Source organism: Devosia aquimaris, from assembly GCF_020169335.1.
GTDB lineage: Bacteria > Pseudomonadota > Alphaproteobacteria > Rhizobiales > Devosiaceae > Devosia > Devosia aquimaris.
The window spans coordinates 2,260,264-2,286,293 of sequence record NZ_JAIEZN010000001.1; the positions used below are offsets into that span (position 1 = coordinate 2,260,264).

Below are 26,030 nucleotides of genomic sequence, written 5' to 3' on the forward strand. Positions count from 1 at the left end.
GCTCAGTCGCCGTCCAGGGCGGAAAATCCCACGCTCAGCCCCAGGGCTGCCGACAGCTGCTCGCCCACCATGGTTTGCAGCGAACTGGTCACCAGCGCCAGATAGCCCAGCGCCGCCGCCTGTTTGCCATCGGCAACCGCCTGATCAACCGGCAGCGTCACCAGGTCGATCGCCCGCAGCGCATTGCGGAATTCGAAGTCGATCGAATTGGCGAGCCCCTTGTCCTTTTCGGACACCGCCGTGGCCAGCTGCGAGTCGCCAATCAGGCTGCGCATGCCCAGGACAGTGCCGCGCAGCAGCGTCATGGTCTGGCCCGAGCGCCAGAATGGCGCCTGCTTGGGCTTGGCCGGGCTCTCGCCACTGGCAATGAAGGGATTGAGCTGCTGGTCCCGCATCGCTTCCAGGCCATGCGACACCAGGCCCACCAGTGCCTCGAGCGCTTCGGTCTCGTTGCGATAGTCCGCATTGGCTTCCTGCGGCATCTGCAGGTGATCGGCAATGCCATCGGGCGCGAACCAGCCTTCCACCAGGTCGCCGGCGATTTCGGCGATGTTTGCGGAGATCGCCAGTCCATAGGCACAGCGAAATGCGCCCTCCGGTCCGGTCAGATCCTCCGCGCCGGTACCCGACAGCACATAGTCGAGGGCCCCCAGCCCCTGCACGGCAACGCTCTTGCCCTGCAGACCCGCCACCTCGGTGGCTGCACTGTCCTGGCCGCTCAGGATGGCCTGCACCTGCTTGAGGCCAATGCCGCGCCGGTCCGGCCAGAACAGCAGGCGATCGGCGCGATTGGCCTCCATCATCGGCCCGAGCCTGAGAAAGCCAATCTGGCCATAGCTGGCCACCACCAACCCGAACTGGACATCGGCAATCGCTTTGCCATGCGCCGACGGCGCGGTGCATAGCGCCTGCATGGCGCTGTGCAGCCCGCGGCTGGCGGCGTCGAACCGCAACACATTGGGACGGATCACATTGACCACGGCCGCCTGCAACACCTGCGATGGCTTGATGGCTTCGGCCTGGGCGCTACCGGCCCAGCACAGCATGATCAGCACCAGCAGATGACGCATCAGAGCGATTCCAGAAAGGCGACCAGATCGTCGCGGGTTGTCTTGGACATGGCCGCGAAGGCATCGCGCGCCGCCTGCGCCTCGCCACCGTGCCACAAGATGGCCTCGGTCAGGTTCCGCGCCCGGCCATCATGGAGGAAAAACGTGTGGCCCGATACGGCTTCGGTCAGGCCAATGCCCCACAGCGGCTGCGTGCGCCACTCATAGCCATCCGCACCACCCTCCGGCCGGTGATCCGCCAGCCCCTCGCCCATGTCATGCAACAGGAAGTCGCCATAGGGCCAGATCAGCTGGAACCGCAGCGCCGGATTGTCGGCATCACGGCTGGTGACGAATTTGGGCGTGTGGCAGCTGGCGCAACCGGCCGCATAGAACGCCTGCTTGCCGGCCAGCACATGGGCATCGCCCACATTGCGCCGTTCCGGCACGCCCAGCGTCTGGGCATAAAAGGTCACCAGATCGAGCACCGGGTCGGGCGCCTCGGTCGCGCCCAGCCGCGCCTGCTCGCCGGTCGGCAGGGCGAGGCACGCGGCCTGGTTGGCCGTGCAGTCGCCAAAGGGCTTGTTGACCAGCGGCGTCGAGATGCCGATGTCGCCGGCAAATGCATTGGCGGACTGGCTGCGAATGCTCGCCATCCCCGCCTTCCAGCCGAAGCGGCCCAGCGCCACCTGCCCGGTCTCGGGCATGATCGTCCAGCTCGCGCGTCCCGACACGCCGTCACCATCGGCGTCCTCGGGGTCTTCATTGGCGACAATGTCCTCGACCGGGATTTGTTCCACCAGCCCGAGCCCGATCATGGGATTGGCCATGCGCGGGCTGAGCATCACATCGTCCGCCATTGGCCCATAGGCGAGGTCCGCCACGGAGTACTTTGGCTCGCGCAGCGTCACCACGGTGCCATCATCCAGGGTCACCGGAACATCGGCATAGTCGATGACCATGCGGCCTTCGCCCTTGAGCCCGGGCACGCCGATATCCTGCAACTGGCCGCCATAGGTGGGGTCGCCCACCACGCCAGCCACCACCACGCCCTGGCGCGGCCGCGGATCCTCCGTACCCGGCGGGACCGACAGGCGCAGGAACATCGAGGCGCTGTCTGTCTCGCCCGGCAGCGGCGGGTGACCGCGCCCATCCTTGATGTGACAGCTCTGGCAACTGCGCGCGTTGAACAGCGGCCCCAGCCCGTCCGACGCCTGGGTCGAGCTGGGGGAGCTCACCCAGATCTTGCGGAACAACCCGTCACCCAGGTTGAACTGCTCCTGCTGCTCAAAGCTGAGGTTGGACAGGAAATGGCTGAACGAACTCAGATTGACCGGAAAAGTGGTCGTGCCCTTGCCGGCCGACTTGTTCTCGGATGCTTCAGGACGGCTGAAATCGGTCGTCGGCTGCGTGACCGCCAGCACCCGCGCCAGATCCTTGGCGTCCAGATCGGTACGCACTGGCCGGTCTTCGGCAAAGGCCAGGCCACTGGCGAGAACCAGGGTAAGGGCAATGGTGAGGCGGGTTTTCATGGTTCTGCTTTATCGGCTTGTGCGCGGCAGTTCCACAATGCCGATGGCCACGCCCGCGCCGAGCGTGGCCACCAGCCTGGTCCTTACTCGAACACGGCGTCGGGATTGCTGAGGCTGTCGCTATCCTCGATGGTCACCTTGTCGGCCAGGTTCAGCAGTGCCACGGCGCGCTCGATGCCGCGGGTCTGGGCAATCAGCCCATCGATGGCGGCCTGCACCACCGCATTGCCCTCGTCATTGCCTTCGCCGATCTGCTGGTCATAGGCTTCCCCGCCCTCGGCGCGGGCAACGATTGCCTGCATCTTGTCCACGGTATCGGCCAGTTGCGCCTGGATCTCGCCGTCCAGCGCCGCATCCTTGTCGGCGATCACCTGCGCCAGCGAGGGGCCTTCCACCACCGAGCCGTCCAGACGCACATAGCGGCCCAGATAGACATTCTGCACGCCAACGGCGTCATAATAGTGCGAGATATGCGTATTGTCCGAGAAGCAGTCATGCTCCTCCTCCGGATCGTGCAGCAGCAGGCCAAGCTTCATGCGCTGGCCAGCCACTTCGCCAAAGCTGAGCGAGCCCATGCCGGTCAGGATCGCGGACAGGCCCATCTCCGGCAGTGCCGCACGCGCGGCACCATCGGCGGTCCAGTTGGCCACCATTTCCTCGAGATCGCGCACCAGCAAGGTCGACGCAGCCTTGAGATATGCCGCGCGGCGGTCAGCATGTTCGGCCGTCGAATAGTCGGTATAGGGGCGCACGCCGGCGCCCGGCCCGGTGCCGTTCAGGTCCTGCCCCCACAGCAGGAACTCGATCGCATGGTAGCCGGTGGCAACATTGGCCTCGACGCCATCGGCCTCTTGCAGCCTGTCCTGCAGCAGCTCAGGGGTAATCTGGCTGGCATCGACCTCTGCGCCACCGATGCTGAGCTTGGGATTGGCAATGACATTGGCGACATACAGGGGATTGCTGTCGCTCTCGCTGCCATAGCTGGGGTCGACATAGTCGATTAGCCCCTCATCGAGCGGCCAGGCATTCACCCGCCCTTCCCAGTCGTCAACGATCGGATTGCCGAACCGATAGGCCTCGGTCTGCTGGTACGGAATGCGCGATGCCTTCCAGGCTGCGCGGGCTGCCGCGAGCGTCTCTTCGCTCGGCGCCGCAATCAGCGCATCAATGGCGGCGTCCAACGCCTTGGCGGTCGCCAGGGAGTCTTCATAGCCAGCAAGGGCGATGTCCGCATAGGTGCTCAACACATCCGCTTCTGCCGGCGCAGCGGCATAGGCCGCAACCGGCATGGCAGACAGGCAAAGTATGACGGCCAGGCGACGCAGAACGCGCGAACCAGACTGGATCATGGTGACCTCCAAGAGTGCAAATTTGAAACCGGACTACGCCGGTCAGGATAAAAATGCAATGGCAATGCAATAGTTTAGAAGAAATCTAAACTGCAGCGAAAACCCGATTTGCTTGTCAACGGCATCGCGTTCTCCACCAAGAACTGCCCCCTGCGGTGTCCTGTTCGGGGGAATTTTTGACCATCTGGACGAAACTGTCACAAAGGAGCAATCTGCCCGGGCGACTGAGGGGACGCATGCAGCATGAGGGGTGGTCGGCAAGGCTGATGATGGCTGGGACGGCGTGGCCGACAACGGGTCGGTCCTGCTGCCGTCTTGAGACGTCATCGCACTGTCACACAGCCTCACTAAGTCCCAGCTTAGTTCGCCGCCACGCCCCAACGCGGTCGCTGGCGAACGACTTTCAGGGAGACTGAACATGTCCATCAAGACGTCCTTCGGCGCATCCGTTTCGATGCTTGCCGTGCTCGCCGTGACTGCGCCCGCCTTCGCCCAGACCGATCTGACCGCGCTTTATGAAGCGGCCAAGGCTGAAGGCCAGCTGACCACCATTGCCCTGCCGCACGACTGGTGTGGCTATGGTGCCGTGATCGAGGGCTTCAAGGCCAAGTATCCTGGCATCACCGTCAACGAACTGAACCCCGATGCCGGCTCGGCCGACGAAATCGAGGCGATCAAGGCCAACAAGGGCAACACCGGCCCGCAGGCTCCCGACGTGATCGACGTTGGTCTGGCCTTCGGCCCCCAGGCCAAGGCCGATGGCCTGATCCAGCCCTACAAAGTGTCCACCTGGGATTCCATTCCGGACGACGCCAAGGATGCCGAGGGCTATTGGTACGGTGACTATTACGGCGTGATGGCCATGCTGGTGAACACCGATCTGGTTTCGACCCTCCCCGCCGATTGGGCCGACCTGACCAAGCCGGAATATGCCAACGCCGTCGCCCTCGCTGGTGACCCGCGCGCCTCGGCCCAGGCCATCCAGTCCGTCTATGCGGCTGGCCTATCCACCGGTGCCGATGCTGCCGGCGCGGCTGAAGCCGGCCTGAACTTCTTCAAGGAAGTCAACGCGGCCGGCAACTTCGTTCCCGTCATCGGCAAGTCCGCATCGCTGGCCCAGGGCACCACGCCCATCGTCATCGCCTGGGACTACAACCTGCTGGCTTGGCGCGATGGCTTCCAGGGCAACCCGGCTGCCGAGATCGTCGTCCCCGCCACCGGCGTTGTGGCTGGCGTCTACATCCAGGCCATCTCGGCCTATGCGCCCCACCCCAATGCTGCCAAGCTCTGGATGGAATACCTCTATTCCGACGAAGGTCAGCTCGGTTGGCTCAAGGGCTATTGCCACCCGATCCGCTTCAACGATCTGGCTGCCAAGGGTGCGATCCCGCAGGACATGCTCGACGCGCTGCCGCCGGCCGAGGCCTATGCCAAGGCCGTGTTCCCCACCATCGACGAGCAGAACGCTGCCAAGGCCACCATCACCAGCCAGTGGGACGCCGTTGTCGGCGCCAACGTGCAGTAAACAACGGCACGAACCGACGATCTTGCGTCCCTCGCGGATGCGCAAATAGGCGAGACCTGGCCTTAGCCGGGTCTCGCACAAAGTTGGGTGGGAGCGGCCTGCCGCAGCATGCAAGTGCGGTAGCTGCCCCACCCCAACGACAACAAAGCCGCTGGCGCGTCCGCACGTGCCAGGGACACTGCCGGAGCCAGGTGCGAGCCACAAAGAGTGACGATGACCCAGCCAGCCGCCGCCGCATCCCCGCGCCGCCGTCTCTCTTTTGAGTGGCTTGGCGTTGCGCCCTTCATCGTCTTTGCGCTGATGTTCCTGGCCTTCCCGACGCTCTATCTGCTCGCTGGCGCCTTCATCGGCCGCGACGGCCAGTTCACCTTCGACAATATTGCCGCGCTGTTCACCGACCAGATCATCGCTGCCTACTGGATCTCGATCCGCATCTCGGGCGCCTCGGCGATCCTAGGAGCCGCCATTGGCCTGGCCATGGCGCTGGCCATTATTCGCGGCCGCCTGCCGGCGCCGCTCCGCGCGGCCGTCATGACCTTTTCCGGCGTCGCCTCCAATTTCGCCGGCGTGCCGCTGGCCTTCGCCTTCATCGCCACCCTTGGCCGGCTGGGCCTCGTCACCATCATCCTCAAGACCGTGTTCGGTTTTGACCTCTATCGCGCCGGCTTCAACCTTCTCAGTTTCTGGGGCCTGACGCTCACCTATCTCTATTTCCAGATCCCGCTGATGCTGCTGATCATCGCGCCGGCCATCGATGGACTGAAGAAGGAGTGGAGCGAAGCCGCCCAGATCCTGGGGGCGAGCCCCTGGCAGTTCTGGCGCTATATCGGCCTGCCCATTTTGTGGCCCAGCGTGCTGGGCACGCTCAGCCTGCTGTTCGCCAATGCCTTTGGTGCCATCGCCACGGCCTATGGCCTCACCGGCTCCTCGCTCAACATCGTGCCCATCCTGCTTTATGCCCAAATCCGCGGCGATGCGCTGCAGAACCCCGGCCTCGGCGCGGCCCTGGCGCTGGGCATGGTGCTGATCACCGCCTGCGCCAACATCATCTATCTCGTCATTTCCGCCCGGGCCGAAAGGTGGATGAAATGAAGCAGAACCGCTTCTGGGCCTGGGTGGTCTTCCTCGCCGGCGCCGCCTATTTCATCGTTCCCCTGGTGGCCACCTTTGAGTTCTCGCTGCGCATGCGCCGCGGCTACTACAGCTTCGACAGCTATGCCTCGGTCTTCTCCGACCCCAACTTCCAGACCACCTTTGGCTACTCTGTGGTCATCGGCATTCTGGCCATCATCGTCGGCATCGTGGTGGTTGTCCCGGCCGTCTATTTCGTGCGCCTGCGCATGCCATGGCTGCGCCCGGTGATGGAGTTCATCACCCTGCTGCCGCTGATCATACCGGCCATCATCCTGGTCTATGGCTACATCCGGCTCTACAACTCGAGCTCGATCATCCCCTTCACCGGCAGCGCGCTGGGCACGGACATCCTGCTGGTCTTTGCCTATGTCACGCTGGCCCTGCCCTATACCTACCGGGCCGTCGACACTGGCATGCGCACCATCGATGTGCAGACCCTGACCGAAGCCGCCCAGATCGCCGGTGCCAACACCGTTCAGATCATCACCGCGATCATCCTGCCCAATATTCTGGTGGCCGTGCTCTCGGGCGCCTTCCTGACCTTTGCCATTGTCATCGGCGAGTTCACCATCGCCAGCCTGCTCAATCGCCCGGCCTTCGGCCCCTATCTGCAGAACATCGGCGCCAACCGCGCCTATGAGCCGGCGGCCCTGGCCATCATCTCCTTCATCATCACCTGGGGCGCCATGGGCATGATCAACGTGCTCGGTCACTTCGCCCCCCGCACCTCCGCCAGAACAGACTGAGACCGATTGACCATGGCCTTCCTGGATGTCAGCAACCTCACCAAGTCCTATGGTGCCAACACGGTGGTCAAGGGCGTCAGCTTTGCCTTCGACAAGGGCGAATTCATCTCCCTGCTTGGCCCTTCCGGCTGCGGCAAGACCACCATCCTGCGCATGATCGCCGGCTTCGAGACGCCGTCCTCGGGCACCATCATGGTCGACGGACAGGACATCACCGGCCTCAAGCCCAACCAGCGCAAGCTCGGCATGGTGTTCCAGGCCTATGCGCTGTTTCCCAATCTCAATGTCGGCGACAACATCGGCTTCGGCCTCAAGATCTCGGGCGTGCCGGCCGAGGAACGCCGCGCCCGCGTCGCCGACATGCTCAAGCTCATCGGCCTGCCCGGCTTCGAGAAGCGCTATCCCTATGAGATGAGCGGCGGCCAGCAGCAGCGTGTTGCCCTGGCCCGCGCCATTGCCCCGCGCCCGCGCATGCTGCTGCTCGATGAACCGCTCTCGGCGCTGGACGCCAAGATCCGCGTCTCGCTGCGCGAGGAAATCCGCGCCATTCAGCGCGAGCTGGGCATCACTACCGTCTTCGTCACCCACGACCAGGAAGAGGCCCTGTCCATCTCTGATCGGATCGTGGTGATGAACGCAGGCAATATCGAGCAGCTCGGTGCGCCGCACGACATCTACAACATGCCCCGCACACGCTTCGTGGCGACCTTCGTCGGCCAGCTCAACAATCTTGATGCGACGGTCGTCGACCCGGCCGCACAAACGGTGTCACTGGACGGCCAGGTGATCACTGTGCCCAATCTTCCGGCCTCCAGCACCGCCGGGGCCGCTATCGTACTCACCGTTCGGCCCGAAGTGCTGAGCATTGGTCAACGTCAAGGTAACGAATTGGCCCTCCATGGCACGGTTGAGGATGTCACTTTCCTGGGCTCGGTCATCCGTATCCGCGTGGCGCTGGGCCGCAATGTGGTGAGCCTGGATACCTTCAACGACCAGCGCGCGGCGCCACCGCAGCGCGGCGCCCCCATCGAGATCACCCTGGCCGGCAAGGACCTGCTGGTTTTGGCCAACTAGGATTTGACCTCCCACTCATCCAGCGTCATCTTCGCCTCCGAACCCGAGGAGTCTTGCCGTGGATAGTCCCTTTGTCACAACCGAATGGCTGGCAGCGCACCTCAGTGATCCCAATGTGGTGGTGCTCGACGGCAGCTGGCACATGCCAAATGCCGCGCGCAACGCCCAGGCCGACTATCTGGCCGGCCATATCCCGGGCGCGGTCTTCTTCGATATCGACGGCGTCGCCGACACCGACAGCAACCTGCCGCATATGCTGCCCGCCCCAAGCGACTTCGCCCACATGGTCGGTGCCCTCGGCATCTCGGAGACCATGACCATCGTCGTCTATGACGAGATTGGCCTGTTCTCGGCCCCACGCGTCTGGTGGACCTTCAAGACCATGGGCGCCCGCGACGTGCGCATCCTGGCCGGTGGTGGCCCCAAGTGGCGCGCCGAAAAACGCCCAACGGAAGTCGGGCTTGTGGCCCGACCGAAGCAGACCTTCCACGCCCGCTTCAACCCCGATCGCGTCGCCGATTTCGCGGCAGTGCGCAGCGCCAGCGAAAAGGGGAATGCCCAGATCGCCGACGCCCGCCCGGCGCCCCGGTTTCACGCCGAGGTGCCCGAACCTCGTCCGGGCCTCAAGGCTGGTCACGTGCCGGGGAGCCATAACCTGCCGGTGAGCCTGCTGACCGAGGCTGGTCAGATGCGTCCGCCCGAACAGCTGGCAGCCCTGTTTGCAGAGCGAGGCATTGACCTCGACAAGCCCCTGATCACCACCTGCGGCTCTGGCATCACGGCCTCGACCCTGGCGCTGGCTGCCGAACTGGCGGGTGCCGACCAGGTGGCAGTCTATGATGGATCGTGGGCTGAATGGGGCAGCCGGCCCGACGCCGACGTCGAGACCTGACCAATCCGTCCCGCCAATGAGCCTGATCGAGATCCACCCCTATGACCCGTCCTGGCCTGATCAGTTCCAGGCGTTCAAGGCGCGCTTGCTGCCCGTGCTGCCGGCACAGGCCGTGATCCACCACATCGGCTCGACGGCTGTGCCTGGCCTGGCCGCAAAAGACGTCATCGATATCCAGGTCAGCGTCCCGGCTCTGGATCAGGCCGATGTTGAGGCCATCACAGCAGCGGGTTTTGCCACCCGGCCCGGCGCGCCGCGCACCGATCACTGCCCGCCAGGGCTCGATCTGCCGCCCGAGCAATTGTCCAAGCTCTTCTTCAAGAGCACCGGACGCCCCGCCAACCTGCACCTGCGCCAGATTGGCCGTTTCAACCAGCGCTATCCCCTGCTCTGCCGTGACTATCTGCGCAGCCACGTCGGCGCGGCGCAGGCCTATGCTGTCGTCAAGCAGGAGCTGGCGCGCCGCTTTCCCGACGATGTCGACGCCTATTACGACATCAAGGACCCGGTCTTTGACATCATCATGGCTGGTGCCGAGGATTGGGCCGACCGGACAGGCTGGGTACCGCCGCCCGGCGACTGAGGTGGAGACCTGATGGCTGTTGGCCCGGTTCCGGCGCCAGCGCACAGCACCAAGTGCCGCACGGCGTTCGCGCCTGCGGTTGCACGGTATGAAGCGGCTTTCGCCCCGGACGGCTTTCGCCGCCTGATTGATTTTTGAAGAGGCGAAAGCCGCTTCACACGAACTGGTATTCCTGCGCACGCATCGAGCGGTCCCCCTTTCGAGGTGGACAATTCCGGTTCTGGCAGCTGTGCCCGCTCGTCCGGCACCCACTCCGCCCCGCCTGCCCGACCGGTGGTCAGCATACACGCATCGGCCTGGGCGACCCCATGCAGCCAGTCCCCCCGCCCGGCGCTTCGTCGGCACCGCGTGACCGGCAGGGATGGCCCCAGTATGGGGCAGCGAATGGGGGCGGGGATAAGTTTTCTGGGGCGCTGAAGGTGAAGGATGGCGACGGCGGCTATCGACCCCATTTCTGACGTTCGCGGTCGCACCCTATGATCCCGAATGCTGCCATTCGCTCGATCACGCCGATGGCGACTAAGCGCCGCGTTCCTTCGTCAGATCGGCCTAGGCGGAATTAGCTGATCGCGTCGATAGGGGTGTCAGCGAACTCCGCCGCGCGGTCCGACGAATAGGCAATGCGCGTATGCGGAGGGTGCCTGCGGCGTTAGAAGGTCCGGGGAGAAAAACATGACAATCAGCTCGATCACACTGCCAACCGCAGAGACCATTACCGTCTTCCATGCCACGGACAAGAATGGCATCGCGGGGTCATACTTCAACGGCAAGCGTCTGGGCATAACGATGCCGACGACCCTGCAGCTATACCGCGCAGTGCTGCCGAAGCTGCAGAACGCTCTCGTGCAACAGATCGAGGAGAGTGGCGTCCAATTCGATACGATCGTCTGCCCGCCAAGCTCCGGCAATGACGCGCAACCATATCGTGAGGCGATCCTGAGCAGATGGCCCGTTATCGACCTCACCGACACGTTCACCCGCGTGGGTAAGATGAAGGCACAGAGGCTTGAGACAACCGTCGATGATCTGGTCAACTGCGAGTTCGTCCATGCGCCGAACGGCAACGAACACTCGATCAAGTCGATACTCATCATCGACGAGGCCATAGCCACGGGAAAGTCCGCAGCGGCGATGATCGAGTTGCTGCGACGCGCGGGGATGCCCGCCGATGCGCAGGTGTCCATCGCCGTCTGCTCGAAGATGACCTAGGCGAGGCTTCGAGCCACTTCGCTCAGCAGCACATCGAAGCTTTGCTTGAAGTCGACCTGCGTCGGCGTGGGGATGCTCTCCCTCGCACGGATATGCGTGTGCAGTGCACCATCCGCGATGTGGCGGAGCGACGTGTCGATGTGCTGGAGCGAGCCCTTTATCGATTTGGAGCTGTTGCTCGCAACCTGACCGAAATTATCGCGACCAAAGATGGGTGGCACGTGGTCGAGGATTGCCCGGGAAAGCATGGCGACGGAAATGGTGCTGCCTGAACGCCAAGCATTGTTGAGCTCTTCGCACATTCTCAAAAGACGAGATAAATCGAACTGATCGCTCTCGATGGCGCGGAGCTGCGCAATCCTCTCTGCATCGACGAAGTCATCACCTGAATGGCGGTGTGCTGCCGGGCGCGCCGTCGCCTCCAAGCGATCCCAAGCCAACCTCGTCAGTTGATAGCTGTCGTCGGGCACGAACTCAATCAAACCGTTGTTGTCGGCGTCCTCTATCAGTTCGCTCGCCGCATCTGGGGATGCAGCGCCCATGATGGAGCAGACATCGGTCTCCGAGAATTCCAGGGCCTTGAAGTGATCCTCACCGGCCTGTTCTGCCATCCAACGCAAGAGGTTCTCCTGCTGCTGGCTCGGCGATGGCAGCTTCTGTGCCACCATTTCGTCGATCATATCCGAATGGATTTCCAGCCACTGATCCTCCGAAGAATGGGTACGGATGTAATGACTGACCTTGGCGACGACGAGTTCATCGACGGCGCCGTTCGACTTGTGAGTACGGCCGTTGAGCACTGCCACAGCAGTGCCGGTGATCATGAAGGGTCCACATCGGTCGCATCGAAATTGCCGCGTCCCTTTGTGCCCGCCGGTTTCGGCGCTGCTGCCGCATACATCGCATTGACCCATCGCAGATCACTCCGCCCCAACATCCGAATCTGTTCAGCACAGAGTCGCAGCCGTACTTCTCGCACGCCAGCTGGCGGTGCTTCCATGCTTTATACTCGCCGAACATGGCTGCTTTTGCGATCTGCTTAACCAAAGCGGGCAGTCCGCTTCCCACCCCATGGCTGCCGCAAGCGCTCGATCAAAAGCAACTAAGGCCGCCGGGTTTGCCCGGCGGCCTTAGTTGATAGAGTTGTTGTCGGCGAGCTTAGCCGGCGCGCTTCTTGTTGTAGAGATCGAAGAACACGGCAGCCAGCAGCACCACGCCCTTGATCATCTGCTGCAGGTCGATGTTGATGCCCATGATGGACATGCCATTGTTCATCACGCCCATGATGAACGCACCGATCACCGCGCCGGCCACGGCGCCAACGCCGCCCAGCGCCGAGGCGCCGCCGATGAACACGGCCGCGATCACGTCCAGTTCCAGACCCTGGCCAGCCTTGGGCGTCGCCGAGTTGAGGCGGGCGGCATAGATCATGCCGGCCAGCGCAGCCAGCGCCCCCATGATGGCGAACACATAAAAGGTCATGCGCTCGGTCTTGATGCCCGAGAGGGCGGCCGCCTTGAGATTGCCACCCAGCGCATAGATGCGGCGGCCGAAGGTCATGCGCTTGGTCACGAACACGAACAGCGCAATCAGCACCGCCATCACCACCAGCACATTGGGCAGGCCGCGATAGGACGCCAGCATATAGGTGAAGAACAGCACCAGCGCCGCGATCACCACATTCTTGGCCACGAACAGCCCCAGGGGCTCGCTCTCATAGCCACGGGCCTTGCGGCGGGAACGCGACCGCAGCGCCAGGACCAGCATGGCCAGCACGGTCACGACGCCGATCACCACCGTGGTCGTGTGCAGCACCAGCGGTTGCACGCCCTCGGCTGCAGCCACCAGCGTCGTCGGCCCGAAGAAATCCGGGATGAAGCCGGCCGACAGCAGCTGGAACTCGGCAGGGAACGGACCGACCGACTTGCCAGCCAGAATGGCCAGCGACAGGCCCTTGAAGATCAGCATGCCGGCCAGCGTCACGATGAAGCTGGGGATCTGGTGATAGGCGATCAGATAGCCCTGTGCCGCGCCGATCATCGCGCCCACGAGAATGCAGATTGCGCCCGCGACGAACGGATTGGCCAGGAATGCCAGCTCGGGCGGGAACTTCCAGCCCACCATCAGCATGGCCGCCAGAGCGCCGATGAACCCCGAAACCGAGCCGACCGACAGGTCGATGTGGCCCGCCACAATGATCAGCAGCATGCCCAGCGCCATCACGATGATGTAGCTGTTCTGCAGGATGATGTTGGTCAGGTTCAGCGGCTTGAACAGCACGCCACCCGTGAAATACTGGAAAAACAGCATGATCAGGATCAGCGCAGCCAGCAGGCCGTAATCGCGCATGTTCGCTTTCAGCGCGCCCCAGACGCTCATCTGCGGGGCCTTGCCCTGTTCGGTGGTCGACGTGACGCCCGATGGCGCAGTTTCGGTGGTCATGATGCCTTCCCTTCCGCACGAACAATCGCACGCATGATTTTTTCCTGGCTGGCTTCGGCCGTCGGCATTTCGCCCACGACCTGGCCTTCATTAACGACATAGAGCCGGTCGGTGATACCCAGCAGTTCCGGCATCTCCGAGGAGATCACCAGCACGGCTTTGCCCTGTGCTGCCAGTTGGTTGATGATGGTGTAGATTTCATATTTCGCGCCCACGTCGATGCCGCGGGTCGGCTCGTCCAGGATCAGCACTTCCGGATTGGCGAACAGCCATTTGCTGAGCACCACCTTCTGCTGGTTGCCACCGCTGAGGTTGCCAGTCACCTGGTACACGCTCGAAGAGCGGATATTGGTCTTCTTGCGATACTCGTTGGCGACGTCCATTTCGGTCATGTCGTCGATGACGCCCATGCGCGAAATGCCGCCCAGATTGGCCAGCGTCGTATTGTGCTTGATATGGTCGATCAGGTTCAGGCCATAGGTCTTGCGATCCTCGGTGGCATAGGCAATGCCCTGCGCCACGGCCTTTTCCACCGTCGAGGTATCGATCTTCTTGCCGTGCAGGAACACCTCGCCGCTGATCTTCTGGCCATAGGAGCGGCCAAACAGGCTCATGGCGAACTCGGTGCGCCCCGACCCCATCAGCCCGGCAATACCCACCACCTCACCCTTGCGGATATTGAGGTTGATGTTGCGGATGATCTGCCGGTCGCGATGCAGAGGGTGGAACACGTTCCAGTTCTTGACCTCGAACACCACGTCACCAATCTTCGGCGAACGCGGCGGATAGCGGTCATCAAGGGCACGGCCCACCATGGAGGTGATGATCCGGTCTTCCGAGATCTGGTCCTTGTTCATGGTCTCGATGGTGCGCCCGTCACGGATCACCGTGATGCGGTCGGCCACGCGCGAGATCTCGTTCAGCTTGTGGCTGATCAGGATCGAGGTGATGCCCTGCTTGCGGAATTCCATCAGCAGTTCGAGCAGCGCCGCACTGTCTTTTTCCGACAGGCTGGCGGTCGGCTCGTCCAGGATCAGCAGCCGGACTTCCTTGCTCAGCGCCTTGGCGATTTCCACCAGCTGCTGTTTGCCGACGCCGATATTGGTCACCAGCGTATCGGGGTCTTCGGTCAGGCCCACCATGCCCAGCAGCTTGCGGGCGCCATCGCGGGTCTCATCCCAGTCGATCACGCCGCCGCGGGCCTGCTCATTGCCCAGGAAGATGTTCTCTGCGATCGACAGCAGCGGCACAAGTGCCAGCTCCTGATGGATGATCACGATGCCCTTGGCCTCGCTGTCCGCGATCGTCTTGAAATGCTGTTCTTCACCCTTGTAGACGATCTGGCCGTCATAGCTGCCCGCGGGATACACGCCGCTGAGCACTTTCATCAGGGTGGATTTGCCGGCGCCGTTCTCGCCCACAATGGCGTGAATCTCGGCCTCCCGCACGTCCAGATTGACGTCCGACAGCGCCTTGACGCCGGGGAACGTCTTGGTGATGCCGCGCATCTCCAGAATGGTATTGGTCATCGCCAGCTTTCTCGTAGGCACACGGGCAGCAGCACCACTGGTGGCGCCCGGTTACGGGAAAGGGCCCCGCGTTGCCGCGGGGCCCCAATTGCGTCAAGCCAGAGGCTTACTGCAGGTCTTCGGCCTTGATGTAGCCCGAGTCAACAACCAGGGCCTGGTAGTTGTTCAGGTCAACTTCATAGGGGGTCAGCAGGATCGAGGGCACAACCTTGACGCCATTGTCGTAGGTGGTGGTGTCCAGGCCCTCGGGCGTACCGCCGCTGACGATGGTGTCAACCAGATCGGCAGTGGTCTTGGCCAGCTCGCGGGTGTCCTTGTAGACGGTCGAATACTGTTCGCCGGCGATGATCGCCTTGACGGACGGTGCTTCGGCATCCTGACCGGTGATGATCGGCCATGCCAGGTCGGCAGAGCCATAACCAACGCCGCGCAGCGAAGAGATGATGCCGCGGCTCAGGCCGTCATAGGGAGCCAGAACGCCGTCAACACGAGTGCCGTCCGAGTAGTTGGCCGACAGGATGTTGTCCATGCGGGCCTGTGCAACAGCACCGTCCCAACGCAGGGTACCAACAGTGTCCATGCCCATCTGGCCGGACTTGATCACGATGTCGCCCGAGTCGATCATCGGCTGCAGGACGCTCATGGCGCCGTCATAGAAGAAGAACGCGTTGTTGTCGTCCGGCGAACCGCCGAACAGCTCAACGTTCCACGGCTTGGTGTCGGGGAAGCGTTCCTTGAGACCCTTGACCAGCGAATTGGCCTGGAGCACGCCCACCTGGAAGTTGTCGAAGGTGGTGTAGAGATCGACATTGGCGGTGTCGCGGATCAGGCGGTCATAGGCGACAACCTTGATGCCGGCGTCAGCAGCCTGCTGCAGCACGGCCGACAGCGTGGTGCCGTCGATCGAAGCAACCACAAGAGCCTTCACGCCCTTGGTGACCATGTTTTCGATCTGGGCGAGCTGGTTCGGGATGTCGTCTTCTGCGTACTGCAGATCGACCGAATAGCCCTTGGCTTCCAGCGCGGCCTTAAGTTCGTTGCCGTCCGAGATCCAGCGCAGCGAGGACTGGGTCGGCATGGCAATGCCGATGGCGCCCTTGTCCTGCGCGAAAACGGCCGTGGATGCGGTCAGCGCCATGGCGCCGACTGCCAGTACGGTGGCAAGCGTCTTGAAAATCTTCACGTCTCGACTCCCTTATATTTTTCGAGTTCAGAAGCAGCCTGTGATTATCCGGGGAGGTGTTGCGGAAACCTGCAGGCGCGCCAACCACTGCCCTCGCGAGCAGGCGTGACAGTACTGCATAGAGTCCTCCAGCATGGCGGCACGCGCCGCCCGGGCCCTCCCAAGCCATCGCGGGGGAAATTAGGATGATCAGATACCCGATGTAAAGCAGCTTCGGCGCTTTCGCGCATTTTTTTCGACAGTCAAATTTTAGCGATTTGGCATGTTTTGGGGCGATTGCGGATCGGCACTTGTATCGATATCGTGCCGCCGCTTTGGAGAGATTCTGTCCATCAAGACCGCGAAGCGGCGCGGACGCTCATCAAGGTATCTGATAACCGGGAGGGGTTATGCCGATATTGACCGCGCCAGCACAGGCCGGACAGCCAACAGCTGCCGGGCATGTTGCCGAAGAACTTGCTGCCCTGATCCTGGCTGAAATGCCCCCGGGCACCAGCCTGCCCAGCGAGGCTGTTCTGGCAGAGCGCTATGCCGTCAGCCGCCTCACCATCCGCGAAGCCGTCAAGCTGCTCGAGGGGCGTGGCCTGCTGACCATTGCGCGCGGTCGCAAGGCGGTGGTCCGCGAGCCGGATGGCACCGCCTTCGCTGATTTCCTCACGTCGGTCATCCGATTTGACCCAAAGGGCCTGTTTGACCTGATCGAGGTGCGCCTGTCGCTTGAGGTGCAATCAGCCACGCAGGCTGCCAAGCGCGCCACCCGCGCCGGCATCACCGCCATCGAAAGCGAACTGCAGGGCATGCGCGACTGCGCCGGCGACACCGGCATTCCGCTCAGCCACGAGCAGGAGCTGAGATTTCATATCCATGATGTCGGCTTTCATGAAGCGGTGGCACTGGCCAGCGGCAACCGTGTGCTGGGCTTTCTGTTCGAAGCCATGGCCAAGCCCTTGCGGCAGGCGTTTTTCATCAGCCGGCGCGGTCACGAACAGCGCGGCCACACCATGCAGGACACGCTGGCGGCCCACCAGCGCATCCTTGATTGCATCAAGGCCGGCGACGGTCGCCAGGCTGCCGAAGCGATGCGTGCGCACCTCAAGGATACCGAGCGCGACATCCGCGCAGCGCTCAACCAACTCTCGCTTCCGGGTGCAGACGGCACATAAACGGCTTGCAGCCCAGGCTGGCATGGCAGAATAATCCGCCGCGGATTTCAGGACGGACCATGGCGCAGCGACCAGATAGCTCTACCAATCGATTGGACGATGCCGCGCGCGCCGGCTGGCTCTACTATGTGGCTGGCAATACCCAGGAAGAAATCGCGGCGAAGCTGGGTATTTCCCGCCAGTCGGCCCAGCGCCTGGTGTCGCTTTCGGTGAGCGAAGGGCTGGTGAAGGTTCGGCTTGACCACCCGATCGGCCGCTGCATGGACCTGGCAAGTCGCCTGAAATCCCGCTTTGGCCTCGACCTGGTCGAGATCGTACCATCCGATCCCGCCAGCCAATCATCCACACTCGGCATCGCCGAGGCGGCCGCCACCGAGATCGAGCGCTGGCTGAAGCGCAGCGACCCCATCGTCATGGCCATCGGCACTGGCCGCACCCTCAAGGCGGCCGTCGCCCAGCTCACGCCCATGGAGTGTCCGCAGCACAAGGTCGTCTCACTGACCGGCAATATTGCACCGGACGGCTCGGCAGCGTTCTACAACGTGATCTTCAACATGGCTGATACCGTCAAGTCGCGCAGCTTTCCCATGCCGCTGCCGGTCATCGCCTCGTCTGCCCGCGAGCGGGAGCTGCTGCATGGCCAGCCCATGATTCGCGAAACCCTCGCCCTGGCCGCCCAGGCCAACGTCACGTTCGTGGGCGTTGGCGACATTGGCCCCGAAGCCCCGCTCTATCTCGACGGCTTCATCTCGGACGCAGAACTCAAGGCCCTGCAGAAGGCCGGCGCCGTCGGCGAAATCTGCGGCTGGAGCTTTGACGCCGAGGGCCGGCTCATCGAAGGCCTCACCAATGACCGCGTCGCGTCCGCGCCCATGCCGTCGCGTGAGAACTCTCTGGTTGTGGCAATCGCCATGGGCGAGAGGAAATTGCCCGGCATCCGCGCCACGCTCAACCGGCGACTGGTCAATGGCATCATCACGGACGAGCGCACCGCAGAAGGCTTGCTGCGACTGCCTTAAACCTATGATTTAATAGGTATAATCCATCTACTGCTGCGTGTTTCTTGCACAGGTTCACCACGAATTTGTGCATGGCACACTTGACTCCTGCGCATGAAAGGTGAGTATTTGCCCATTGCCGAGACAAATGCCCGTTTCGGTTCCTGGGAGGATATCAATGAAACTGACACCCATTCTCGTGGGCGCATTCAGCCTTGCGCTGGCGGCCTCCGCCTCTGCGCAGACGCTCACCATCGCCACTGTGAACAATGGCGATATGATCCGCATGCAGGGTCTGTCCGAAGCGTTCACCGCCGAAACCGGCATTGCGCTGAACTGGGTCGTGCTTGAAGAAAACACGCTGCGCCAGAACGTCACCACCGACATTGCGACCAATGGCGGCCAGTATGACGTGATGACCATCGGCACCTACGAGGCCCCCATCTGGGCCAAGCAGGGCTGGCTGGTGCCGCTGGACGGCCTGAGCGCCGATGCGGCCTATGACGTCGACGACCTGTTGCCCGCGATCCGCGGCGGCCTGTCCATGGATGGCAAGCTCTATGCAGCGCCCTTCTATGGCGAAAGCTCGATGGTCATGTACCGCAAGGACCTGATGGAAAAGGCCGGGCTGACCATGCCCGACGCTCCCACCTGGGAGTTCATCGGCCAGGCCGCGCGCGCCATGACCGATCGCGCCAATGACATCAACGGCATCTGCCTGCGCGGCAAGGCCGGTTGGGGCGAGAACATGGCCTTCCTCACCGCCATGTCCAACTCCTTCGGCGCCCGCTGGTTTGACGAATCCTGGCATGCCCAGTTCGATCAGCCCGAGTGGAAGCAGACCCTGGACACCTATCTGTCGCTGATGGCTGACGCCGGCCCGGCCGGTGCCTCCTCGAACGGCTTCAACGAAAACCTGACGCTGTTCCAACAGGGCAAGTGCGGCATGTGGATCGACGCCACCGTGGCGGCATCCTTTGTCACCAATCCCAATGACTCCACCGTTGCCGACAAGGTTGGCTTTGCCCTGGCGCCCGACAACGGCCTGGGCAAGCGCGGCAACTGGCTCTGGGCCTGGTCGCTGGCTATCCCCAAGAGCACGCAGAACGCCGAAGCTGCCGAGAAGTTCATCAACTGGGCAACCAACAAGGACTATCTGGCAACTGTGGCAGCCAAGGAAGGCTGGGCCAACGTGCCGCCGGGTACCCGTACGTCTCTGTATGAGAACGCCGAGTACCAGGCCGCTGCGCCCTTCGCCAAGATGACCCTGGACTCCATCAACGCGGCCGATCCGACCAATCCGACGGTCAAGCCGGTGCCCTACACGGGCGTGCAGTTTGTGGCCATTCCGGAGTTCGCCGGCATTGCCACCAACGTCGGCCAGCTCTTCTCGGCCGCTCTTGCCGGTCAGATGTCGGCTGATGACGCCCTGGCTCAGGCCCAGGACGCCACCACCCGCGACATGACCCGCGCTGGCTATATCAAGTAGTCCTCCCCCGAAGCTGAACCGTCCGATCCCTCCGATCGGGCGGTTCAAATGCCAGACACCCGCCTGTCCGCACCCTCGTGTCAGGGATGAAACCGGACGACGGCCCTGACCTCAGTTCACCAACGGATCATCAGATGGCAACCGCACAGACCCGCACGCTCTCGCGCATCATGATGGCCCCGGCCGTTATCGTGCTGCTGATCTGGATGATCGTCCCGCTGGTGATGACCCTGTGGTTCAGCTTCCAAAACTACAGCCTGATCAATCCCATGATGACCGGCTTTGCTGGCTGGGCGAACTACGTCTATGTCATCGGCGACCCCAGCTTCATCCAGTCGCTGGTCAATACGCTGATCCTGGTGGGCGGCGTGCTGCTGATCACCATCATTGGTGGCACTATGCTCGCGCTGTTGCTCGATCAACCCATCTGGGGCCAGGGCGTGCTGCGCATCATCGTCATCTCGCCCTTCTTCGTGATGCCACCGGTGGCCGCTCTCATCTGGAAAAACGGCTTCATGCATCCCGGCTACGGCATGCTGGCGCATCTGTGGGAGTTCTTTGGCCTGCAGCCCATCGACTGGTTCAACCAGTATCCGCTGTTCTCGGTTATCGTCATCGTCGCCTGGCAGTGGCTGCCGTTTGCGACGCTGATCCTGCTGACAGCGCTGCAGTCTTTGTCCGAAGAGCAGCGCGAGGCCGCCGAAATGGACGGCGCCAACGCGATCAACCGCTTCTACTATATCATCATGCCGCACATGGCCCGGGCCATCACCATTGTGATCCTGATCCAGACCATCTTCCTGCTCGGCATTTTCGCGGAAATTCGGGTCACCACCGGCGGTGGCCCCGGCTATGCCTCCACCAATATCGCTTTCCTGGTGTTCCGGACGGGCATCCTGAGCAACGACATCGGCGCTGGCTCTGCCGGCGGTGTGGTCGCCGTCGTCATCGCCAATATCGTCGCCATCTTCCTGATGCGCGCGGTCGGCAAAAACCTAGACGCATAGGGGAGTTCGATCATGGCCCGCGCCGCATCCATTCAGACCCGCATCGGCTTTACTGCTCTGGCCTGGGGCATCGCCCTCCTGCTATTCGCGCCCATCCTGTGGACAATCCTGACGGCCTTCAAGACCGAGGCCGAGGCCATCGCCTCGAGCCCCACTTTCCTGCCGCAGCAATTCACGCTGGAAAACTTCGGCGCCGTCCAGGATCGCTCGGACTATTTCAAGCACGCCTTCAATTCCATTGTCGTGTCGCTCGGATCGACGTTGCTCGGCCTGGCCATCGGCATTCCGGCCGCCTGGGCCATGGCCTTTGCTCCCACCAAGCGCACCAAGGACGTGCTGATGTGGATGCTCTCAACCAAGATGATGCCAGCGGTGGGCGTGCTGATCCCGATCTACCTGATCTTCCGCGACCTGCGCCTGCTGGACACGCTGCACGGGCTGACCCTGATCATGACGTTGATCAACCTGCCCATCATCATCTGGATGCTCTACACCTATTTCAAGGAAATCCCGGTCGACATCCTTGAGGCCGCGCGCATGGATGGCGCCGAGCTCTACAACGAGATCGTCCATGTCCTCGTGCCCATGGCTGTTCCCGGCATCGCCTCGACGCTATTGCTCAACGTGATCCTGGCCTGGAATGAAGCGTTCTGGACCATCACCCTGACCTCGGGCAAGGCGGGCACGCTCACCGCCTTCATCTCGTCCTTCTCGAGCCCCCAGGGCCTCTTCCTCGCCAAGCTCTCGGCCGCCTCGCTGCTGGCCATCGCGCCGATCCTGCTCATGGGCTGGTTCAGCCAGAAACAACTCGTCCGTGGTCTCACCTTCGGCGCTGTAAAGTAAGGACTAGAAAAATGGGCTCCATTTCCCTTTCGCACGTCAAGAAGTCCTTCGGCGAAGTCCAGATCATTCCGGACATCTCGCTCGACATCAAGGAAGGCGAATTCGTCGTCTTCGTCGGCCCCTCGGGCTGTGGCAAGTCCACCCTGCTGCGCCTCATCGCTGGGCTGGAAGACACAACCTCGGGCACCATCCTGCTTGATGGCGTCGACATGACCAAGGCGCCGCCGGCCCGCCGGGGGCTGGCCATGGTGTTCCAGTCCTACGCGCTCTACCCGCACATGACCGTGCGCGACAATATTGCCTTCCCGCTCAAGATGGCCAAGGCGCCCAAGGAGGTCATCGACCAAAAGGTCGAGTACGCTGCCCGCACGCTCAACCTGTCGTCCTATCTCGACCGGCGCCCGCGCGCCCTGTCCGGCGGTCAGCGCCAGCGCGTGGCCATTGGCCGCGCCATCGTGCGCGAACCCAAGGCCTTCCTGTTTGACGAGCCGCTGTCCAACCTGGATGCCGCCCTGCGCGTCAACATGCGCCTGGAGATCACCGAACTGCACCAGCAGCTCAAGACCACCATGATCTATGTGACCCATGACCAGGTGGAAGCCATGACCATGGCCGACCGCATCGTGGTGCTCAACGCCGGCCGCGTCGAACAGTTTGGCAGCCCGCTCGATCTCTACAAGAAGCCGGCCAACCGCTTTGTTGCCGGCTTCATCGGCAGCCCGCGCATGAACTTCGTCGATGGCCCCGAGGCCGCCCGCTACAACGCCAGTTCCATTGGCGTCCGCCCGGAGCATTTCACCCTGGCCACCTCGCCGGCGGCCGGAACCTGGAAGGGAAAGGTCGGCGTTGCCGAACAGCTGGGCAGCGACACCTTCCTGCACGTTCATGTCGACGGCCTGGGCCTGATGACAATCAGAACCGACGGCGACCAGACCTTCAGCCATGGTGACGATGTCTATCTCACGCCCGACCCGGCCCGCATCTATCGCTTCGATGCTGCTGGCCTGGCGCTGTAGCGTCTGCGCGGACCTCATCCTGAGCCTGCCAAAGGGCGAGGTCGTGGTACCAGGAATTCGGCGAACCCGCCGTCAGGGTTCGACACGCTCACCGTGAGGTCCCACGGGGGCACAATAGGACGACCACAATGACCATCAAGCTCTCCACCGCTGCCCTGCCCGCTATTGCCGCCACCGCGACCACGCCGGGCTATGATCGCGCCGGCCTGACTGCCGGTATCGTGCATTTCGGCGTCGGCAACTTCCACCGTGCGCACCAGGCCGTCTATCTCGATGACCTGTTCGCCACTGGCGAAGGGCACGATTGGGCCATTGTCGGCGCTGGGGTCCGTGAGGCTGACGAAGCCATGCGGCTCAAGCTGATGGAACAGAACTGGCTCACCACCGTGGTCGAGCAGGAAGCCGAATCCAGCAGTGCCCGGGTCACCGGGGTGATGATCGACTATCTCCAACCCGGCGACAGCGCCGCCGTCATTGCCAGCCTCACCGATCCGGCCGTCCGCATTGTCTCGCTGACCATCACCGAAGGCGGCTACTACATCAATCCCGCCAGCCAGGCCTTTGACCCCAAACACCCCGACATTGTTTACGACGCAGAGCACATCGCGGCACCGCGCACGGCCTTCGGTCTGATCCTTGCCGGCCTGCTGGCCCGCCGCGCCCTCGGTATCGCGCCATTCACGGTCATGAGTTGCGACAACATCCCCGGCAATGGCCATGTGACGCAGAACGCTGTCGCGGGCCTGGCTGCCCTGCTCGATCCGGCGTTGGCCGATTGGGTCAATGCCAATGTCGCCTTCCCCAATGGCATGGTCGACCGCATCACGCCGGCGACGTCGGACCGGGAGCGGACGCTTTTGGCCAACAGCTTTGGCATCGAGGACAATTGGCCGGTGTTCTGCGAACGCTTCCGCCAATGGGTGCTGGAAGACAATTTCCCCTCCGGCCGCCCCGCTCTGGAAAAGGTTGGCGTTCAGTTCGTGCCCGACGTTGCTCCCTACGAGCACATGAAGATCCGCATTCTCAACGGCGGCCACGCGACCATCGCCTATCCTGCAGGCCTGCTGGACATTCACTTCGTGCATGAGGCCATGGAGGACGCGCAGGTCCGCGCCTTCCTCGCCAAGGTCGAGCGCGAGGAGATCATTCCCGTCGTGCCGCCTGTGCCCGATACCAATCTGGATGAATACTTCGCCCTGTGCGAAACCCGTTTCGCCAATCCCAAGATCGGGGACACCATCCGCCGCCTCGCCCTGGACGGCTCGAACCGGCAGCCCAAATTCATCGTGCCGTCGGCGCTTGACCGCGCAAAGGCCGGCCAGTCCGTCACTGGCCTGGCGCTGGTTTCAGCGCTCTGGTGTCGCTATTGCTATGGTACCACCGACTCCGGCGCCGTCATTGAGCCCAACGATCCGAGTTGGGATCGCCTGACGGCCCAGTCGCGCCTAGCCAAGGACAACCCGTCCCAATGGTTGGCGATGGCCGATATCTATGGCGATCTAGCCCAGAACGCGGCCTTTGCGGCGGCCTTCGCCACGGCACTTAACGCCTTGTGGGCGCACGGTACCCGCCACACGCTCGACCTCTATCTCAACGACACGCTCTAGCCATGTAGCCAACCCGTCCGCCTTGCGATACCGTCCGGCCCGAACCGAACAAAGGGCGCAAGGCTTGACGACAACCCTTCTGGTTGCAGTGGATGTGGGAACCACCAGTGCCCGGGCCGGCGTGCTGACGCCCCAGGGCGACCTGCTGGGCCGGGCTGAGCATCTGATCGATATGCATCGGCCCGATGCCAATCACGCCGAACACAACAGTGAGCAGATCTGGTCCGCAGTCTGTGGCGCCGTGCGCGAGGCCATGTCCATCGCCGGCGCACAGCCCGAGCAGGTTGCAGGACTGGGTTTTGACGCCACCTGTTCGCTGGTGGTGCGTGACAGGGATGGCCGTCCCCTCACCGTCTCGACAACTGGCGAGGACCGCTGGGACACGATCGTCTGGCTCGACCATCGTGCCCTTGGCCAGGCCGACGAGTGCAACCGCACGGGCCACCATGTGTTGCAGTATGCCGGCGGCGTGATGTCGCCGGAAATGGAAGTGCCCAAGCTGATGTGGCTCAAGCGCAACCTGCCAGACAGCTGGGCCCGGGCCGGCATGATGTTCGACCTAGCCGATTTCCTGTCCTGGAAGGCAACAGGCTCGCTGGCCCGCTCGCAGTCGACGCTCACCTGCAAATGGACCTATCTCGCCCACCAGGCGCCTGCCTGGCAGGCCGATTTTCTGGAGACCGTTGGCCTGGCCGATCTGCTCGACAAGGCCGCCCTGCCCGCAACGGCCACCCCGATTGGCGACTTTGTCGGCAGTCTCACGCCGTCGGCCGCAGCCGATCTGGGCCTGACGACAGCCTGCCGCGTTGGTGCCGGCCTGATCGATGCCCATGCTGGCGCCTTGGGTGTCCTGGGAGCCTTCACCCACGATGTGGCCACCATCGACCGGCATCTGGCCCTGATCGCCGGGACGTCCAGCTGCGTCATGGCCCTCTCCGCCGAAGACCGCCCCACGCCCGGCGTCTGGGGCCCCTATTTTGGCGCAGTGCTGCCCGGCGTCTGGCTCAATGAGGGCGGACAGTCCGCAACCGGCGCCCTGCTCGACCATCTCATCCGCCTGCACAGCGCCGGTGGCGAGCCAACCACGCAGATGCATCGCGACATTGCCAGGCGCATCATGGAACTGCGCGAACATGAGGGCCTGGCTCTGGCCAACCGCTTGCATGTACTGCCCGACTTCCATGGCAACCGCTCGCCGCTCGGCGACCCTTTTGCCCTGGGCGTGATCTCGGGCCTGACGCTGGACAGCGACTTCGACTCGCTCTGCCGCCTCTACTGGCGCACCTGCGTCTCCATCGCCCTGGGCGTCCGCCACATCCTTGAAACACTCAACACCCGCGGCTACGCCATCGACACCCTTCATGTCACCGGCGGCCACACCAAGAATGCCGTACTGATGGAGCTTTATGCCGACGCCACGGGCTGCACGGTGGTCGAATCTGCAGCCAAGGACGCAACTCTTCTCGGCATGGCCATGGTCGCCGCCACAGCCGCTGGCCTTTATGCGAGCCTGGACGCCGCCTGTGTCGCCATGCAGCAAGGCGGACGCTCGCGCGCGCCGGACCTGTCCGCCCGCCCGCAATATGAAAGAGACTACGCCATCTTCCTCGAGATGCTGCGCCACCGGCAGATCATCGACACGATGGTCTGAGATCATCAG

General features: G+C 63.0%; 22 protein-coding genes. 15 read left to right on the plus strand and 7 right to left on the minus strand.

Annotation, left to right across the window (positions count from 1 at the left end):
• Nucleotides 1-2 precede the first annotated feature (2 nt).
• From K1177_RS10885 to K1177_RS10895, 3 genes are all read right to left on the minus strand, one after another.
• Nucleotides 3-1,070: an imelysin family protein gene (locus K1177_RS10885; RefSeq protein ID WP_224703321.1), complete on the minus strand. Its 1,068-nt coding sequence runs from the start codon at nucleotides 1,068-1,070 to the stop codon at nucleotides 3-5.
• The gene (locus K1177_RS10890) at nucleotides 1,070-2,581 is read right to left on the minus strand and encodes a di-heme oxidoreductase family protein (protein ID WP_224703322.1); all 1,512 of its coding nucleotides are present in this window, start codon (nucleotides 2,579-2,581) and stop codon (nucleotides 1,070-1,072) included. Before K1177_RS10890 ends, K1177_RS10885 begins: the two co-directional genes overlap by 1 nt.
• 83 nt (nucleotides 2,582-2,664) lie before the next feature.
• Nucleotides 2,665-3,930, minus strand: a complete 1,266-nt coding sequence (locus tag K1177_RS10895; RefSeq protein WP_396119976.1) for an imelysin family protein — start codon at nucleotides 3,928-3,930, stop codon at nucleotides 2,665-2,667.
• Between the two features lie 418 nt (nucleotides 3,931-4,348).
• Here K1177_RS10895 and K1177_RS10900 point away from each other — a divergent pair, with 418 nt between their 5' ends.
• The 7 genes from K1177_RS10900 to K1177_RS10930 all read left to right on the plus strand — a co-directional run bounded on the left by K1177_RS10900 (nucleotide 4,349) and on the right by K1177_RS10930 (nucleotide 11,093).
• Nucleotides 4,349-5,455 carry an ABC transporter substrate-binding protein gene (locus K1177_RS10900; RefSeq protein WP_224703323.1) on the plus strand — a complete coding sequence of 369 codons (1,107 nt, stop codon included), beginning with the start codon at nucleotides 4,349-4,351 and terminating at the stop codon, nucleotides 5,453-5,455.
• 213 nt (nucleotides 5,456-5,668) lie between these two features.
• Nucleotides 5,669-6,547, plus strand: coding sequence for an ABC transporter permease (locus tag K1177_RS10905; protein WP_224703324.1), 879 nt, complete (start codon nucleotides 5,669-5,671; stop codon nucleotides 6,545-6,547).
• A complete protein-coding gene (locus K1177_RS10910) occupies nucleotides 6,544-7,335 on the plus strand; it encodes an ABC transporter permease (RefSeq protein WP_224703325.1) in 792 nt (263 codons plus the stop codon). Before K1177_RS10905 ends, K1177_RS10910 begins: the two co-directional genes overlap by 4 nt.
• A gap of 12 nt (nucleotides 7,336-7,347) precedes the next feature.
• Complete coding sequence (locus tag K1177_RS10915) at nucleotides 7,348-8,409, plus strand: ABC transporter ATP-binding protein (protein WP_224703326.1); 1,062 nt, start codon at nucleotides 7,348-7,350, stop codon at nucleotides 8,407-8,409.
• Between the two features lie 58 nt (nucleotides 8,410-8,467).
• A complete protein-coding gene (sseA, locus tag K1177_RS10920; protein ID WP_224703327.1) occupies nucleotides 8,468-9,301 on the plus strand; it encodes a 3-mercaptopyruvate sulfurtransferase in 834 nt (277 codons plus the stop codon).
• 16 nt (nucleotides 9,302-9,317) lie between these two features.
• The gene (locus tag K1177_RS10925; RefSeq protein ID WP_224703328.1) at nucleotides 9,318-9,884 is read left to right on the plus strand and encodes a GrpB family protein; all 567 of its coding nucleotides are present in this window, start codon (nucleotides 9,318-9,320) and stop codon (nucleotides 9,882-9,884) included.
• Nucleotides 9,885-10,556: 672 nt separating this feature from the next.
• Nucleotides 10,557-11,093: a phosphoribosyltransferase gene (locus tag K1177_RS10930; RefSeq protein WP_224703329.1), complete on the plus strand. Its 537-nt coding sequence runs from the start codon at nucleotides 10,557-10,559 to the stop codon at nucleotides 11,091-11,093.
• On the opposite strand, the gene K1177_RS10935 is transcribed toward K1177_RS10930, so the two are convergent.
• From K1177_RS10935 to chvE, 4 genes are all read right to left on the minus strand, one after another.
• Nucleotides 11,090-11,917 carry a hypothetical protein gene (locus K1177_RS10935; RefSeq protein ID WP_224703330.1) on the minus strand — a complete coding sequence of 276 codons (828 nt, stop codon included), beginning with the start codon at nucleotides 11,915-11,917 and terminating at the stop codon, nucleotides 11,090-11,092. The genes K1177_RS10930 and K1177_RS10935 overlap by 4 nt on opposite strands.
• Before the next feature lie 334 nt (nucleotides 11,918-12,251).
• Nucleotides 12,252-13,535, minus strand: coding sequence for a multiple monosaccharide ABC transporter permease (gene mmsB, locus K1177_RS10940; protein WP_318153289.1), 1,284 nt, complete (start codon nucleotides 13,533-13,535; stop codon nucleotides 12,252-12,254).
• A complete protein-coding gene (gene mmsA, locus K1177_RS10945; protein WP_224703331.1) occupies nucleotides 13,532-15,064 on the minus strand; it encodes a multiple monosaccharide ABC transporter ATP-binding protein in 1,533 nt (510 codons plus the stop codon). The genes mmsB and mmsA overlap by 4 nt, the downstream gene beginning before the upstream one ends.
• A 106-nt stretch (nucleotides 15,065-15,170) precedes the next feature.
• Nucleotides 15,171-16,247 carry a multiple monosaccharide ABC transporter substrate-binding protein gene (gene chvE, locus K1177_RS10950; RefSeq protein ID WP_318153290.1) on the minus strand — a complete coding sequence of 359 codons (1,077 nt, stop codon included), beginning with the start codon at nucleotides 16,245-16,247 and terminating at the stop codon, nucleotides 15,171-15,173.
• A 389-nt stretch (nucleotides 16,248-16,636) separates the two neighbouring features.
• Between chvE and K1177_RS10955 the strand changes: the two genes are divergently transcribed.
• From K1177_RS10955 to K1177_RS10990, 8 genes are all read left to right on the plus strand, one after another.
• Entirely contained in the window at nucleotides 16,637-17,410 is a 774-nt protein-coding gene (locus K1177_RS10955; protein WP_224703332.1) for a FadR/GntR family transcriptional regulator, read from the plus strand.
• Between the two features lie 59 nt (nucleotides 17,411-17,469).
• Nucleotides 17,470-18,429, plus strand: a complete 960-nt coding sequence (locus K1177_RS10960; RefSeq protein ID WP_224703333.1) for a sugar-binding transcriptional regulator — start codon at nucleotides 17,470-17,472, stop codon at nucleotides 18,427-18,429.
• Nucleotides 18,430-18,586: 157 nt separating this feature from the next.
• A complete protein-coding gene (locus K1177_RS10965) occupies nucleotides 18,587-19,897 on the plus strand; it encodes an ABC transporter substrate-binding protein (RefSeq protein WP_224703334.1) in 1,311 nt (436 codons plus the stop codon).
• A 134-nt stretch (nucleotides 19,898-20,031) separates the two neighbouring features.
• Nucleotides 20,032-20,904, plus strand: a complete 873-nt coding sequence (locus tag K1177_RS10970) for a carbohydrate ABC transporter permease (protein WP_224703335.1) — start codon at nucleotides 20,032-20,034, stop codon at nucleotides 20,902-20,904.
• 12 nt (nucleotides 20,905-20,916) lie between these two features.
• Nucleotides 20,917-21,747, plus strand: coding sequence for a carbohydrate ABC transporter permease (locus tag K1177_RS10975; protein WP_224703336.1), 831 nt, complete (start codon nucleotides 20,917-20,919; stop codon nucleotides 21,745-21,747).
• An 11-nt stretch (nucleotides 21,748-21,758) separates the two neighbouring features.
• Nucleotides 21,759-22,763, plus strand: coding sequence for an ABC transporter ATP-binding protein (locus K1177_RS10980; RefSeq protein WP_224703337.1), 1,005 nt, complete (start codon nucleotides 21,759-21,761; stop codon nucleotides 22,761-22,763).
• A 128-nt stretch (nucleotides 22,764-22,891) separates the two neighbouring features.
• Nucleotides 22,892-24,370, plus strand: coding sequence for a mannitol dehydrogenase family protein (locus K1177_RS10985; RefSeq protein WP_224703338.1), 1,479 nt, complete (start codon nucleotides 22,892-22,894; stop codon nucleotides 24,368-24,370).
• 64 nt (nucleotides 24,371-24,434) lie between these two features.
• Nucleotides 24,435-26,021 (plus strand): FGGY-family carbohydrate kinase, encoded by a 1,587-nt coding sequence (locus tag K1177_RS10990; protein ID WP_224703339.1) that lies wholly within the window; start codon nucleotides 24,435-24,437, stop codon nucleotides 26,019-26,021.
• Nucleotides 26,022-26,030: the final 9 nt, after the last annotated feature.